The 14,535-nt window shown below is 71.8% G+C and carries 10 protein-coding genes and 1 pseudogene; 6 read left to right on the top strand and 5 right to left on the bottom strand.

Translation table 11 applies throughout. The features are described from left to right. Nucleotides 1-43: 43 nt before the first annotated feature. Nucleotides 44-961 carry a LysR family transcriptional regulator gene (locus tag WME83_RS04970; protein WP_437318101.1) on the bottom strand — a complete coding sequence of 306 codons (918 nt, stop codon included), beginning with the start codon at nt 959-961 and terminating at the stop codon, nt 44-46. Nucleotides 962-1,050: 89 nt separating this feature from the next. Here WME83_RS04970 and WME83_RS04965 point away from each other — a divergent pair, with 89 nt between their 5' ends. Then, nucleotides 1,051-1,641: a malonic semialdehyde reductase gene (locus tag WME83_RS04965; protein WP_437318100.1), complete on the top strand. Its 591-nt coding sequence runs from the start codon at nt 1,051-1,053 to the stop codon at nt 1,639-1,641. A 118-nt stretch (nt 1,642-1,759) separates the two neighbouring features. On the opposite strand, the gene WME83_RS04960 is transcribed toward WME83_RS04965, so the two are convergent. Then, entirely contained in the window at nt 1,760-3,283 is a 1,524-nt protein-coding gene (locus tag WME83_RS04960; protein WP_437318099.1) for a dipeptidase, read from the bottom strand. A 273-nt stretch (nt 3,284-3,556) separates the two neighbouring features. On the opposite strand from WME83_RS04960, the gene WME83_RS04955 reads away from it, so the two are divergent. Both WME83_RS04955 and WME83_RS04950 read left to right on the top strand, forming a co-directional pair. Further along, complete coding sequence (locus WME83_RS04955) at nt 3,557-4,021, top strand: DUF3565 domain-containing protein (RefSeq protein ID WP_437318098.1); 465 nt, start codon at nt 3,557-3,559, stop codon at nt 4,019-4,021. A gap of 22 nt (nt 4,022-4,043) precedes the next feature. Continuing rightward, on the top strand, nt 4,044-4,490 hold the full coding sequence (locus WME83_RS04950; protein WP_437318097.1) for a hypothetical protein: 447 nt from the start codon (nt 4,044-4,046) through the stop codon (nt 4,488-4,490). 64 nt (nt 4,491-4,554) lie between these two features. Here the strand turns inward: WME83_RS04950 and WME83_RS04945 are convergent, their stop codons facing one another. Further along, nucleotides 4,555-5,520, bottom strand: coding sequence for a LysR family transcriptional regulator (locus WME83_RS04945; protein ID WP_437318096.1), 966 nt, complete (start codon nt 5,518-5,520; stop codon nt 4,555-4,557). A gap of 370 nt (nt 5,521-5,890) precedes the next feature. Between WME83_RS04945 and WME83_RS04940 the strand changes: the two genes are divergently transcribed. Together WME83_RS04940 and WME83_RS04935 are read left to right on the top strand one after the other, a co-directional pair. Next, complete coding sequence (locus WME83_RS04940) at nt 5,891-6,811, top strand: protocatechuate 3,4-dioxygenase (RefSeq protein ID WP_437318095.1); 921 nt, start codon at nt 5,891-5,893, stop codon at nt 6,809-6,811. Nucleotides 6,812-6,880: 69 nt separating this feature from the next. Next, a pseudogene (locus tag WME83_RS04935) lies at nt 6,881-8,659 on the top strand (DEAD/DEAH box helicase); the annotation flags it as partial. Nucleotides 8,660-9,122: 463 nt separating this feature from the next. Here the strand turns inward: WME83_RS04935 and WME83_RS04930 are convergent. Together WME83_RS04930 and WME83_RS04925 are read right to left on the bottom strand one after the other, a co-directional pair. Then, complete coding sequence (locus tag WME83_RS04930; RefSeq protein WP_437318094.1) at nt 9,123-9,959, bottom strand: acyl-CoA desaturase; 837 nt, start codon at nt 9,957-9,959, stop codon at nt 9,123-9,125. After that, on the bottom strand, nt 9,956-11,467 hold the full coding sequence (locus WME83_RS04925) for a B12-binding domain-containing radical SAM protein (protein ID WP_437318093.1): 1,512 nt from the start codon (nt 11,465-11,467) through the stop codon (nt 9,956-9,958). The genes WME83_RS04930 and WME83_RS04925 overlap by 4 nt, the downstream gene beginning before the upstream one ends. A 433-nt stretch (nt 11,468-11,900) precedes the next feature. Between WME83_RS04925 and rph the strand changes: the two genes are divergently transcribed. Further along, nucleotides 11,901-14,519: a rifamycin-inactivating phosphotransferase gene (rph, locus tag WME83_RS04920; RefSeq protein WP_437318092.1), complete on the top strand. Its 2,619-nt coding sequence runs from the start codon at nt 11,901-11,903 to the stop codon at nt 14,517-14,519. Nucleotides 14,520-14,535: the final 16 nt, after the last annotated feature.

Raw genomic sequence — 14,535 nt, 5'->3', positions numbered from 1 at the left:
TGGTTCCTGCTGTCGAAGAGGAAGCCGGTGACGAGCCCCGAGCCTACGGTTCGCTCGACAGGAGAGGTCGTATCTTCGCCGTCAGGAGGGGGATGATCTCCCGGACCTTGGGGAGCTGGGTTCGATGCGCCGGGAAGACGAGGTGCATCGGGATGAGGCCGCTCGACCACTCCGGGAGGACCTGAGCGATCTCTCCGCGGCCGAGGGATCCCCGGATGAAGCTCTCGGGGACGAAGCCGATCCCTTCGTGGGCCTTCATCAGCTCTTCCATCGCCGCGAACGAGTTCGCGCTCGTGGTGATCCTCGCTCTTATTTTTGCCTTCAGGCCCGAGGCCGTCTGCAGGTTCCAGACGGTCTCGGAGCCGGCCTTGTCCGGGCCGAGGAAGCCCAGGCACGAGTGCGCGCGCAGGTCCGCCGGAGCGGTGATCCGGGCGGACCGCCGCAGGTATTTCGGGCTCGCCGCCAGGATCATCCGGCCGACGCCCAGCCTCTTCGCCTTGAGGCTCGAGTCCTTCAGGTGGCCCCCGCGGATCGCGACGTCGATCCGGTCGCGATGGAGGTGCGCGAGCTCGTTCGAGAACAGGATCTCGACGCTCATCTGCGGAAATCTCCTCCGGTACTCGGCCACCGCCTCGGCGATCTGAAGCGGCGCGAACTCCGCCGGACAGGCGAGGCGCAACGTCCCGCTCGGCTGCGCCTGCGCCCCGGAGGTCTCATCGAACGCGTCGACGAGCTGACGGACCGCCGGCGCGCTCCTGTTGAAGTACTCTTCGCCCGCGTCGGTCAGCCGCAGGCTCCGCGTCGTCCGCGTGAGCAGGCTCACGCCGAGGGCCTTCTCCAGGGCGGCGACCCGGTCGCTCACCGTCGAGGAGGGCATCTCCAGCCGCTTCGCGGCCTCCGTGAAGGAGCCCGCGGCGACGACCTCGACGAAGATCCTCGTGGCGTTCAGGTCCCAGCTCATTATCCGTACCCCCGGACAGACTATCCGGATTATCCGGCGTAGTCAAACCGTCCGCCGCGACCGACAATGAGGCCAACGGGAGACGACACATGAGAAGGATCTTGCCGCCCGAGGCCCTGAAACAGATCTTCACCGAGGCGCGCTCGCATCACGACTGGACCGAGCAGGACGTGACCGACGAGGACCTGAAGGCCATTTACGAGCTGTTCAAATGGGGACCGACGTCGGTGAACTCGATGCCGGCCCGCTTCCTCAACATCCGCTCGAAAGAGGCGAAGGAGAAGCTCTACCCCGCGCTGATGGAGTCGAACAGGCGCCAGGTCGAGCGCGCCCCCGCGACGATCGTCATCGCCTACGATGAGCGGTTCTACGAGCGACTCGACGAGCTGTGGCCCGCGTTCGACGTCAAGCCGTACTTCACGTCGAACGCCCAGCTGAGCCACGAGACGGCTTTCCGGAACAGCTCGCTGCAAGGGGCTTACCTCATGCTGGCCGCGCGAGCGCTCGGGTTCGACGTCGGCCCGCTCTCGGGGTTCGACAACGCGCTCGTCGACGAGGCCTTCTTCAAGGGCACCTCGCTGAGATCGAACTTCATCTGCATGGTCGGCCATGGCAAACCGGAAGGGCTCTACCCGCGCGGCCCCCGGCTCAGCTACGAGACGTCCGTGAGGACGATCTGAGATCGGTCCCAAGCCGTTCGGATGCCCCGAGACGTCGCCGCGCGGAACCGGCGGTCGCTCAGCGCCGAGTTCCGCGCCGAGTTCCGCGCCGAGCGCCCGGCCGGCCCGCCGAGAGAGCCTACCGCGACGGCGCGAGCTCCGGCGGCGGGGGCGGCGGCGCCGCGACCTTCGCGGGCCGCGCGGCCGGCGCGGGCGGCGGCGCCATCCACCACTGCGGCCCCCGCGACGACGGGGGCGGCGGCGGCGCGTCCAGCAGCTGCAGCTCGCGCAGCTCGGCCGCGGTGAGCTGCCGCGTGCTGCCGTGCCCGGACAGCGTGGTCGCCGTGGCGGCCGCGTAGGCCTCGGCTTGCTCGAGGACGCGCACGAAGTTCCCGCCCAGCAGGCTGAGGATGTCCCCCTCCGAGTAGCCGCGGCGGAGGAGCTCCAACGTGATGCCCGTGAGCCCGTCGGCGCCGGCGCTCCCCGCCTGGAGCGCCTCCCCATCGCCGAAGACCGAGCCGACGGCGACGTGATCCATCCCCGCCATCTTGACCAGGTAATCGATATGGTCCGCGATCCGCGAGGGCGGCGGCGGCGTCATCGGCGCTTCCTGGGCCTTGAGCTTCTCGAGCTCCTCGCGGAGCGCCCGCGCGTCGCCCTGGAGCCGCTCGCCGAGCTCCTTGAGGTGCGCCCCGTGCTTCTGCACGAAGCGCTCGGACTGCTCCGCGTAGGTCGCGTCGAGGAAGAGCGCCCAGGAGTTCACGAGGACGACGCCGCCGTTCTCCGCGATGGCGCGCAGCATGTAGTCGTCGAGGTTGCGCCGGAGATGGCCGGCGGCGGGCATCGTGGACGAGGTGATGACCGGCGCCTTGGCCACCTTCATGACGTCCTGGAACGTGTCGTCCGACGCGTGCGAGAGGTCGACGAGCATGCCAATCCGCTGCATCTCGCGGACCACGGTCTCGCCGAAGGAGGAGAGGCCGCGGTGGCGGGCGACCCCGGGCTCGAGGGGGCCTCCCGCGGAGTCCGCCCAGCTGTTCGTCGTGGTGTGCGTGAGCGCCATGCTGCGGACGCCGAGCCGGTAGAACGAGCGCAGCGCCGGCAGGGAGTTCTCGATGGCGTGCCCGCCGTCGACGCCGAGGATCACGGCGATCCTGCCCTCACGCTTGGCGCGGCGCACGTCCCGCGCGCTCTGCGCGAGCTTCAGCGCGTCGCGGTGGCGCTCGATCTGCCGGTGGGTCGCGTCGATGAGATCGAGCGCGCGGCGCGCGGCGCCGCCGCCGAACGAGGCCTGCGCCGAGGACGCGCTGACGTGGATCGAGAAGAACGCGCCGCCGACGCCCGACGCCTTCATCCTGGCGAGCTCCTCGGCCGTCGCCTCGTGGTCCGGGCTCGCCCGGTGGGGCGCGCCGCCGAGCAGCGGCGAGGGCACGCTGCTGTGGCCGTCCACGAGGGGCGCCTTGGCGAGCAGCCGCGCGGCCCGCTGCTCCGCCGTCTCGGGCCCCACCGGGCTCTCCACGATCTCGGGCGCGGGCTCGGTCCACGGCGCGATCTCGCTCTCGGCCGTCGCGAAGGGATCGGGCGACTCTGCGGTCGCCTGGGGAGGAAGGCACGCCGCGAGCGACGCGGCGGCGAGGAGCGCGAACGAAAGGCGTGTGCGCATGATCGGAGCGTATCACGCGATCTCAGCGGTAGGACGGTCCGCGTGGCGGCCGGATCGTGCCCCCCGCCGTCGCTGCCGCGGCGCCCAGCGGCGTCGTGGGCGCGGCGTACGAGTGGGCTCGTATGCTCCTTCGACCCACGAAGAAGCACCTGACGGCAGAGGATTGCGTCCCTGCCAGCCGGCGCCGCGAGCCTCGCTTGACGTCCTCGAGTCTCTCTGCTCTTCCTTCTCCCGCGCTGGCATCGCAGCCAGCCCTCGGGGGGAGAAGCCGGCATGCTCCGACCGATCACGGGCTACCACGAGGACGACGCGGGCGACTGGGTGGCCGAGCTGAGCTGCGGTCACGGTCAGCACGTCCGGCACAAGCCCCCTTTCCTCCTGCGCCCGTGGGTGCTCACCGCCGAGGGCCGCGCCTCGATGCTCGGCACCGAGCTCGATTGCGTGCGGTGCGATCGGCTCGACATGCCGGGCGGGCTCTCCGCCTACAAGCGGACCGCGGAGCTCGACGAGGGCACGATCCCCGCCGGGCTCCGGAAGAACCATGCGACGAAGCCCGGGGTGTGGGGGGTGATCCACGTGGTCTCGGGGCAGCTCCGCTACCGCGTCGAGGGGCCCGCGGGGCGAGAGCTCCTCTTGACCCCGGAGACCCCCGGGATCGTCGCGCCGGAGGTGCTGCACCACGTCGAGCCCGACGGTCCGGTCAGGTTCTTCGTGGAGTTTCACAAGAAGGGCGCGTGACCAGGATCGATCAGGAGCCCCCATGTCGCTCAGGCAGCGCGATTACCTCCTCCGCATGATCGAGCAGCTCGCCGAGGCCATCGGCCGGATCGCCGGGCTCCGGCGCGCCGGCCAGCTCGACGAGGCGGAGCTGCTCGTCCGCACCACCGCGGACGGCCTCTTCGGCCCGATGCGGGACATGCTCGACCGGGTCGACGCCGCGGGCGCGGCCACGCTGCTCGGCGACCCCGAGAAGATCCGCGCGTACGCGGCGCTCTGCGCGGAGCAGGCCGAGCTCCTCGAGCTCCGGGGCCGGGCCGCGCAGGCGCTCGCGGAGCAGAGGCGCGCGCTCGAGCTCCACCTCGAGGCGATGAGCCGCGCGCCCGAGGGCAGCCCCCGCGCCGAGGAGGCCGCGCGCGCGCTCCTCGGCCGGGTGGACGCCGCGCGCCTGTCCGAGCGGTACCGCGCCCTCGCCGCGAAGCTCGGCTGACCGGGGAGAGCGGGCCTCGCCGGGCCCGACGGTCGCCGGCCCCTTGGCCAGCTCGGTGGCCGTCTTACAAGGCGCGATGGCGTCGATGCGGACGCCGCGCCGCGCGAGCGCGGGGGCGAGACTCCGCGTCGTCGGCGCCACGGCGGCCGTGGGCGACGCCGGCCAGCGGGTTCGCCGCGAAGTGCTCGACGAGGTGATCCCGGAGCGCCGTCACCTTCCGCGGGACGTGCTGCGACGGCGGGTGGACCAGGTAGAGCGCCCCCGACCGGTGCGAGCACTGCGGCAGCACGCGCGAGAGCCGGCCCTCGGCGACGTCGTCTCGGACCAGGAATGCAGGCAGCGCGCCCAGGCCCATTCCGGCGCGCACCGCCTGACAGATGAAGAGGATATCGTCGCCGACATGGGCCTTCTCCTTCGGGATCACGACCGGCAGCGACATGTTCATGTCTTTGAGCAGCACCCACTCGTGCGTCGCCGTGTCCTTCGCCGTCCGCGGCGTCCCAGCGCGCGCCAGGTAGGCCGGCGCCGCGAAGAACTGGATCTCGACGTCGCTCAGCTTTCGCGCGATGAGCGACGAGTCCGAGAGCCGCCCGAGCGAGAGGCGTAACGCCGCGTCGAAGCCCTCCGCCACGAGATCGACGCGCCGGCCCGTGAGCCGCACGTCCAGCCGGATCGCTGGATATCGCCTCGAGAAGGAGGCGAGGATGCCTGGAAGGATGACGGTGCCGATGTCGTTCGGCGCCGTCACGCGGAGGTCGCCGGACGGCTGCTCGTCGCGCTCCGGGAGCGTGCCGAGCGCCTGGTGGAGGGAGGCGAGCTGCGGCGCCACCTTCGCGTGCAGCGCGGCCCCGGCCGTCGTGAGCGCGACGTGGCGCGTGGTCCGGCTGAAGAGCTGGACGTCGAGCGAGCGCTCGAGGGCCGCGATCCCGCGGCTGACCGACGAGCGCCGCAAACCGAGCTTCATGGCTGCGGTCGAGAAGCTCGAGGCCTCCACGACCGCGATGAACATGGACAGGAGATTCAGGTCCATCGCTGCTGCGCGTGCACTAGCCTCGTTCGGCGCCGGCGGCCAGCCGCGCGGGCTCTCCGCAGCGAAACCAGGGACGGCCGTCCTTCTCGTGACCGGCTCCGTCATCGGCTTCGACGAAAGACGAAAGGAGACGCGGAGCGCGCGCGCCACGCCCACCCCGGCAGGGCGAAGGTCATTGGTGCGCGCGGCGCAACAGACTGGATCCGTCTCGAGGCCTTACGCCGGACGTGCGGTGATGCAACCATCGTCGTCGCAACGCGGAGCGACCGCCGCGCTCGACGCGGCGGAGGCGCGCTCGCGCAGGACGACGAGCTCGCGCTCGACGGCGATCCGCCGTCGCGTGGAGCTCACAGCGCACGGAGATGAGGACATGAGGAACGACCCTGAGAACGACGGCTCGCCGAGGCGGGTCACGCGTCGAACGATCCTTGGCGGCATGGGGCTGAGCTTGCTGGCCGTGCCGCTCGGCCAGCTGATCGCGTGCGGTCCGGCCGACGAGCACGAGGCCGAGGGCCGGACCGACTCGGTCCCGTGGGCGACCGGCGGCACCGCCGCCATGACCGCCGCGAGCGCGTACCCCGACCCGTTCGCCGCGGGCCCGGGCGCCGCGTGCAAGCTGACGTGCGAGCAGGTCCTGGGCCCCTGCTACGCGGCCACGCTGGTCCGAAAGGACATCAGCGAGGGCCAACATGGGCTCCCCGTGCGCCTCGCCTTCCTCGTGCTGGACGAGTCGTGCACGCCTATCCCGGGCGCCGAGGTCGACATCTGGCACAGCGGGCCGAGCGGCCACTACTCGGGCGACGACGCCCACCCGTTCTGCGCCCACGACGACCCGGACGCGCTCGCCGGGCGGTGGTTCCGCGGCGTCCAGACGACGGACGAGAGAGGTCGAGTGGATTTCGACACCTGCTTCCCTGGCTGGTACCCCGGCCGGTCGATCCACATCCACTTCACGGTCAGGGTGGGCGGCAAGGAGCACGCGACCTCCCAGCTCTACTTCGATGATGCCGTCGTCGACGCGATCGTCGCCACACAGCCGCTCTACGACACGCGCGGAGCGCGCGACACGAGGAACACGGACGACCTGGTCGTCGATCAGGACCAGCTCGCCGATTTCACCTTCCAGACCGAGCGGATGCCGGACGGGGCGATGCTGGCGTGGAAGGCCCTCATCGTCCGCTCCTCGACCGACGCCGAGCGGTGCGACGCGAGCTCGGAGGCCTTGAAGGAGCTGATCGAGTCCGGCGTCGATCTGAGCGACCCCAGCACCTTCCCCGAGGGCTTCCCCTGAGCCACGGCGCGCGGCGACGCCGCGACGGATCCCAGGCCTGCCGGCTTGCCATGGCGCCGGCGCGAGGCCATGAGACGCGGAGCCGCCGTGGAACCGACCACCTCGTCCGCCAGCTTCGCCGCGCTCGGCATCGGGCCTGCCCTCCTCGGCGAGCTCGCCGAGCTCGGCTACGAAGAGCCCACCCCGATCCAGCGCGAGGCGATCCCGCACCTCCTCGGCGGGCGCGACCTGCTCGGGCAGGCCGCCACCGGCACCGGGAAGACGGCCGCGTTCGCGCTGCCGCTGCTCCAGCGGCTGGAGATCGGCAACGCGCCGCCCGGCCGCCCCGTGGCCCTCGTGCTCGTGCCGACCCGCGAGCTCGCCATGCAGGTGGCCGAGGCGATGCACCGCTACGGCCGCCGGCTGGGCGTGCAGGTGCTGTCGGTCTACGGCGGCCAGCCGTTCGGGCAGCAGCTGCGCGCGCTGCGGCGCGGGGTCCACGTCGTCGTGGCGACGCCGGGCCGGGCGCTCGACCACATCGGCCGCGGCACGCTCGCCCTCGACGGCATCCGCACCGTCGTGCTCGACGAGGCGGACGAGATGCTCGACATGGGGTTCGCCGAGGCGCTGGAGGAGATCCTCGCCGCCACCCCGGGCGAGCGGCAGACGGTGCTCTTCTCGGCGACGCTGCCCGCGCGGATCGCGGCGATCGCCGGCCGGCACCTGCGCGACCCGGTGCGGGTCAAGATCGCGGTCGAGAAGGCGGCGCCGGGCGAGCTCCCGCGCGTGCGCCAGACGGCGTACATCGTGCCGCGGGCGCACAAGCCCGCGGCCCTGACGCGGGTGCTCGACATGGAGGACCCGTCGTCGGCGATCCTCTTCTGCCGCACGCGCAACGAGGTGGACGAGCTGACCGAGGCGCTGCGCGCCCGCGGCTACGAGGCCCAGGCGCTCCACGGCGGCTTCTCGCAGGAGCACCGGGATCGCGTGATGGCGCGCTTCCGCGCCGGCGCGGCCGACCTGCTCGTCGCGACCGACGTGGCGGCGCGCGGGCTCGACATCGAGCACGTGTCGCACGTCATCAACTACGACGTCCCCTGCGCCGCCGAGGTGTACGTCCACCGCATCGGCCGCACGGGGCGCGCCGGCCGGGAGGGGGCGGCGATCACGCTGATCGAGCCGCGCGAGCACTACCTGCTGCGCAACGTCGAGCGGCTCACGGGCCAGCGCATCGAGGCCGCCACGCTGCCGACGGTGGCGGATCTGCGCGCCCGGCGCCTCGAGCTGACGCGGGCGTCGCTCCGGGAGGCGCTGCTCCAGGGCGGCGCCGAGCGGTTCCGGGTCGTGGTCGAGGGGCTCGCCGACGAGTTCGACGTCATGGACATCGCCGCGGCGGCGGTGCAGCTCGCGCACCGCGCGACCGAGGGGGATCGGGAGGAGGAGGAGGCGGAGATCCCGTCGTTCCGGCCGCCGCCGCCCGCGCCGGAGCGCGCGCGGCGCGGCCCGCCGGGGGCGCGCGGGCGGGCGGGCGAGGCGCCGGGGCGGCCGGGAGAGGCGCCGGGGCGGCCGCGGCGCGGGCGCGAGGAGCGGGAGGCCGACGGCAGCGTCGCACGGCTCTACATCGGCGCGGGGCGCGCCGCGGGCATCCGGCCGGCCGATCTGGTCGGCGCGATCGCGAACGAGGCGTCGCTGAGCTCTCGCGACATCGGGGCCATCCAGATCGCGGACGGCTTCTCGGTGGTCGAGGTGCCGGCCGGCGCGGTGGACAGCGTCATCGAGGCGCTGCGCGCCACCCGGCTGAAGGGGCGCAAGGTGCAGGTCCGCCGCGACCACCACGACGCTCCCGGCGACGCGCGGAGCGACGAGCGCGACGAGGCCGGCGCGCGCGGCGGCGCGGCCGACGAGGACAGGCCCCGGGGCACCGCGGCTGGAGCGCGGGCGCGGGCGCGGAGCGGCGCGGTCGAGGAGGACAAGCCCCGGGGCAGCGCGGCCGACGAGGTCAGGCCCCGGGGCAGCGCGGCCGGGGCCCGGGCGCGGGCCAACGCGGCCGACGAGGACAGGCCGCCGGGCCGTACGGCCGGAGCGCGGGCTCGGAGCAGCGCGGCCGACGACGACAGGCCCCGGAGCAGCGCGTCCGACGAAGCTAGGCCGCCGGGCCGCGCGGCCGCGGTCCGGGACCGCGCGGGGGGCATGGCGCCCCCGCGGCGTCGCCCCCGGGACTGAGCCCTGCGGCGCTCCGCTTCGCGGCCACCCGCGCGCGACGGCGGACCCGCCGCGCTGGCGCCCCCGCACGCCGAGCCGCGGGAACGGCGGCCGCCGCTCGGCGCTCGGCCTATCCGCCCCCCGCCGCCCGGGCCCGCGCGCCCTCGCGCCCCTCCGGCCCGGGCTGGATGTCGGACGCGAGCCCCAGCGCCGCGAGCGCGCGGATGAACAGGAACGCGAGGTCGTGCTGCCCCGGCGCCATCCCGTAGCGGGCGGCGCGCGGGAAGGCGTGGTGGTTGTTGTGCCAGCCCTCGCCGAAGGTCAGCACCGCCACCCAGCCCACGTTGCGGCTCCCGTCGCGGGTCTCGAACGCGCGGCGGCCGAAGCGGGGCGCGTGGCAGACCGAGTTCACCAGGTAGGTCGCGTGCATCCAGCCCACGAGCGGCAGGAAGAACACGAACGGCACCGCGCCCCAGCCCAGCGCGAGCCCCGCGAGCAGCACCGCCGCCGCCTGCGGCGCGAACCGCCACCGGAGGAGCCACCGGTAGTAGGGATCGCCCGCCAGATCGCGGCAGTACCGCTCCGGATCGCGCGGATCGGTCGAGCGGTCGTCGACGATCCACCCGAGGTGCGCGTACCAGAGGCCTCGCCGCGGCGAGTGGACGTCGCCGTCGCGATCGGTGTGGGCGTGGTGCCGCCGGTGCGTCGCCACCCACGCGATCGGGCTGCCCTGGCCGCTGATCATCGCCACCGACACGAGCGCGTACTCGACACACCTCGGGCAGCGGAACGCGCGGTGCGAGAGCAGCCGGTGCAGGCCGACGATGGTGGACAGGTGGAGCGCCGCGTACAGCCCGGCCGCGAGGGCGACGTAGCTCGCCCGGATCGGCAGGAGCAGCCCCAGGACGGCCAGCCCGTGGACCAGGGCGAAGTAGGCGATCGCCGCGCCGCTCGCGCGGCCCCTCACGACGGCCCCCCTCCCCGCACGACCGCCGCCGGGCCGCTCCCCCGCCGCGGCCGGATCCGGGCGAGCCCCCGCGGATCCGCCCGGCAGGACGCGGCGTCGATGCGCTGCGGCTCGAGCCCGAGCTCCCGCATCCTCTCCGCGTCCCACGCCTCGATCGGGTCGCGCCCCGCGATGTAGCTGCGCGCGCGGTTGGCGAGCGGCGCGCGCAGGCTCATCACCTCGGGCGCCGACATCAGAACGCACGTCTTGTAGCGGGGCAGGTCGCTCGTCATCAGCCGGCTCCACAGGTGGCGGCCCACGCTGCGCAGGCCCCCCAGGGTGCGGCTCAGGCGCTGGAAGTGCTCGATCGCCTCGGAGGGGTGCAGCCGGGTCGGCCGGTGACACAGCGTGTACCCGTCGAGGTCCCGGCTGGTCACCCCGGGCAGCAGCCGCCCCTCGGCCGCCACCTGCGCGAAGAACGGCGTCTCCGGGTACGGGCAGACGATCCCCAGGAACGTCGGGCACTGATCCCCGAGGTCGTGCAGGTACGCGGGCAGCCGCTCCAGGTACTCGTTGGTGTCCCCGTCCGCGCCCACGAGGAGCCCGAACGAGAGCACGATCCCGCTCGCCGAGGCCCGCTTCAGGACCTCGCGGACCTCGCTCAGCTTGTTCTGCCCCTTGTTCATCGCGCTGATCGACTCGGGGTTCAGCGACTCCAGCCCTGTATAGACGTAGCGGCACCCCGCGCGCCCCATGAGGCGCACAAGCTCCGGGTCGCGCAGCACGTTGAAGGTCAGCGCGCAGCCCCAGATCTTCTTGAGCGGCATCAGCGCCTCGCAGAGCTCGCGCAGGTAGCGGGGAGAGCCCCCCAGGTTGTTGTCGAGGAAGCTGAACACATCGCCGGTCACCCCCGGAATGCGCCGGTTGAAGATCATCCGGTCGCGGATGTCCCGGATCACGTGGTCGATCGGGCGATAGCGGTACTGCTCGTGCCCGGTCAGCACGCAGAAATTGCAGGAGAAGGGGCAGCCGCGCGACGCCTCGATCCCCGGCAGGCGAACGACGTTGTTGCGGTAATCGATCAGGTCGTAGCGGTAGGTGGGGATCCGGTCCGGGGGCACCGGCGGGAGCGCGTAGACGGGCTGGAGCTCGTTCCGCCGGAAGTCGGCGACGAGGGCCGGCACGTTCGACTCCGGGTCGCCCGCGATCACCGCGTCGAAGTGCTGGAGCGCGTCCGCCCGGAAATGGCTCGCGTGCCGGCCGCCGGCCACCGTGGTGACGCCGCGCCGACGGAGCAGCGCGGAGAGCACTTTGGTGTGCTCGTAATAGGCGTGCAGGTACGAGAAGAACACGAGGTCCCAGGGGCGATCGAGGGGGATGTCCGTCTCCTTCTCGTTGTAGAGCTCGATCTCCGCGTCCGGCGGGCACAGGGCGGCGATGAGCTCGGGCACGGAGGACTGCATGATCGAGCGCTCCTTGCGGTGCAGGCGGCTCGGGTGCGTGTAGGTCGAGAGGATCGCGATGCGCATCGAGGGGGCTCCTGGTTCAGCTCAGGCCGACGGCGACGCTCGCGAGGCCCAGCGGCGGCGCGCGCGAGCGTCGCCCCGGCGGGGGTGCCGCGCCGCGCGTGGAGCGCGCCGCAGCGGATGCCGATGGCGAAGATGAGGAAGGCGAAGCCGAGCGCGAGGTGAAGGTGGCCCGTCCGCGCGAGCGGCGGCGACTTGCGGCGCACGCACCGCGCGACCGGGACGAGGAGGGCGAGCAGAAGCCGTCAAGAATAGGCCATGCGCCGCGCCGCGAGCAGCCCCGGGATCGCTGTCCGCCGGACCACTCAAGTCGCCCACAATCTTCCCTGTGTTCCTGGCGACCCCCTCCGTGGATCGTTATAGTGGCGCCCTTCGGCGGGGGGCGTGACGATCCGTCGCAGCGAACGAGCTGCCAACGTCGGATGGAGGTGAACGGATGCGGACCTATGTGCTCGATCTCCGGGAGGTCGATCGAACGAAGGCCAACGTGGTCGGCGGGAAGGGCGCCAACCTGGGGGAGGTCTCCAGGATCGAGGGGCTCCTCGTGCCCGCTGGCTTTTGCGTCACGACCGGGGCCTTCCAGCGGATCCTGGGAGAAGCGCCGTCGATCGGCGGGTTGCTCGATCGGCTGTCGTCGCTCGCGGCGGGAGACCGGGACGGGATCCGGGAGCTCAGCGGCGAGCTGCGCCGGATCATCGAGGGGACGGCCATCCCCGAGGACCTGCAAGCGGCGCTCACCCAGGCTCTCTCCAGGCTCGGCGCGGGCGATGCCTACGCCGTGCGGTCCAGCGCGACGGCGGAGGATTTGCCGGGGGCTTCCTTCGCGGGCCAGCAGGATACGTACCTGAACGTCATCGGGACGCAGGCGGTCCTGCAGCACGTCCGCCGGTGCTGGGCATCGCTCTTCACCGAGCGGGCGGTGGCCTACCGCATCCAACACGGCTTCGACCACCGCAAGGTCCACATGGCGGTGGTGGTGCAGAAGATGGTCTTCGCGCAGGCGGCCGGGATCTTGTTCACGGCCGATCCCGTCACGTCGAACCGGAAGGTGTCGTCGATCGAGGCCGGCCTCGGCCTGGGGGAGGCCCTGGTCTCCGGCCTGGCGAGCGCCGATCGCTACAAGGTGCGGAACGGCCAGATCGTCGAGAAGGCGATCGCCAAGAAGACGCTGGCCACGCGCGCCCTGGAGGCGGGCGGCACCGAAGAGCGGGCGATCGAGCCCGAGCGGCAGGGCGGGCAGGTGCTGACGGACGCGCAGATCCTGCGGCTGGAGCGCCTGGGCCGGCAGATCGAAGGGCATTTCGGCCACCCCCAGGACATCGAGTGGTGCCTGGCCGGCGATGAGCTCCACGTCGTCCAGAGCCGGCCGATCACGACCCTGTACCCCATCCCCCAAGCGGGTGATCGAGGCAACCGCGTCTACATCTCCGTCGGCCATCAACAGATGATGACCGACCCCATGAAGCCCCTCGGGCTGTCCTTCTTCCAGCTGGCCGCTGCTGGCCACATGCTCGCAGCGGGCGGCAGGCTGTTCGTCGATCCCACGAAGCAGCTGGCCTCCCCGGCCAGCCGGGACGCCCTCCTGAAACTCGTGGGGCGCTCCGATCCGCTCATCAAGGACGCCCTCTCGACCATCCTCGAGCGGGGAGACTTCATCGAGCCCTTGCCCGTCGATCCGGCGGCCTCGAGTCCCGGCCAGGGCGGGCAAGGGGCGGCGCCCTCGCGCTTCGACGCGCAGGTCGAAGACGACCCGGCGATCGTCACCGCGCTGATCGAGCGGGCCCAGGCCGGGCTCGAGGAGCTGAAGCGCGACATCCGAGGCAAGACCGGGACGGCGTTGTTCGACTTCATCCTGGAGGACCTCCAGCGAATGAAGACATCCATGTTCGGTCCACAGAACATGGGCGCGATCATGGCGGCCATGAACGCTTCATGGTGGCTCAACGACAAGATGATGGAGTGGCTCGGCGAGAGGAACGCCGCGGATACGCTCTCCCAGTCCGTGCCGAACAACGTCACGTCGGAGATGGGCCTCGAGCTGTTGGACGTCGCCGACGTGATCCGTCCTTATCCGGACGTGGTCGCGTATCTGCAGAACGTGAAGCACGACGGCTTCCTGGAGGAGCTGGTCGAGCTCGACGGTGGGCGGCAGGCCCGGGACGCGATCGTGGCGTACCTTCAAAAATACGGCATGCGATGTGCCGGGGAAATCGACATCACGAGGGCCCGCTGGAGCGAGAAGCCGACGACCCTGGTCCCCTTGATTTTGAGCAACATCAAGAACTTCGAGCCTCACGCCGGCAAGCGGAGGTTCGAGCAGGGGCGGCAGGAGGCGTTGCAGCGAGCGCAAGAGTTGCTCGACCGGTTGAGGCAGCTGCCGGAGGGGGAGCAGAAGGCCAGCGAAGCCGAGCGGATGATCCGCCGGCTCCGGAACTTCCTCGGGTATCGCGAGTATCCGAAGTACGCCATCGTCAATCGCTACTTCGTTTACAAGCAGGCCTTGCTGCAAGAAGCCGAGCGGCTCGCGCAGGCCAACGTGATCCACGACCCCGAAGACATCTACTACCTCACGTTCGACGAGCTCCGCGAGGTCGTGCGCACGCATCGGGTGGACGACCAGCTCATCCGCCAACGGAAAGCCGAACACGAGCTCCACAAGAAGATGACGCCGCCGCGCGTCATGACGTCCGACGGGGAAATCGTGTCAGGCGCGTTCAAGCGCGCCGATCTCCCCGCCGGAGCCATCGTCGGCCTACCGGTCTCCTCCGGCGTCGTCGAGGGACGAGCCCGCGTCCTCCTGGACATGGCCAATGCGGATCTGGAGGCGGGGGACATCCTGGTCACCGCCTTCACCGACCCGAGCTGGACGCCCTTGTTCGTGTCCGTCAAGGGCCTGGTGACCGAGGTGGGCGGCATGATGACCCATGGCGCGGTGATCGCCCGGGAATATGGCTTGCCGGCCGTCGTCAGCGTGGAAAATGCGACCAGGTTGATCCGGGATGGGCAACGCATCCGCGTGAATGGGACGGACGGGTTTGTCGAGCTCCTGACCTGAGGAAGGTGCGGCCTTC

This window comes from Sorangium sp. So ce385 (genome assembly GCF_051474135.1).
Taxonomy (GTDB): domain Bacteria; phylum Myxococcota_A; class Polyangia; order Polyangiales; family Polyangiaceae; genus Sorangium; species Sorangium cellulosum_D.
Note: the sequence above shows the minus strand (reverse complement) of the source record. Positions and strands in the feature narration are given on the sequence as shown.

What these genes read in the sequence shown, in the direction of transcription:
- WME83_RS04970 (WP_437318101.1), bottom strand. Translation starts at nt 961, where the DNA reads ATGAGCTGGGACCTGAACGCCACGAGGATCTTCGTCGAGGTCGTCGCC.
- WME83_RS04945 (WP_437318096.1), bottom strand. Translation starts at nt 5,520, where the DNA reads ATGGACCTGAATCTCCTGTCCATGTTCATCGCGGTCGTGGAGGCCTCG.
- rph (WP_437318092.1), top strand. Translation starts at nt 11,901, where the DNA reads ATGCGGACCTATGTGCTCGATCTCCGGGAGGTCGATCGAACGAAGGCC.
- WME83_RS04925 (WP_437318093.1), bottom strand. Translation starts at nt 11,467, where the DNA reads ATGCGCATCGCGATCCTCTCGACCTACACGCACCCGAGCCGCCTGCAC.
- WME83_RS04965 (WP_437318100.1), top strand. Translation starts at nt 1,051, where the DNA reads ATGAGAAGGATCTTGCCGCCCGAGGCCCTGAAACAGATCTTCACCGAG.
- WME83_RS04940 (WP_437318095.1), top strand. Translation starts at nt 5,891, where the DNA reads ATGAGGAACGACCCTGAGAACGACGGCTCGCCGAGGCGGGTCACGCGT.
- WME83_RS04950 (WP_437318097.1), top strand. Translation starts at nt 4,044, where the DNA reads ATGTCGCTCAGGCAGCGCGATTACCTCCTCCGCATGATCGAGCAGCTC.
- WME83_RS04955 (WP_437318098.1), top strand. Translation starts at nt 3,557, where the DNA reads ATGCTCCGACCGATCACGGGCTACCACGAGGACGACGCGGGCGACTGG.
- WME83_RS04960 (WP_437318099.1), bottom strand. Translation starts at nt 3,283, where the DNA reads ATGCGCACACGCCTTTCGTTCGCGCTCCTCGCCGCCGCGTCGCTCGCG.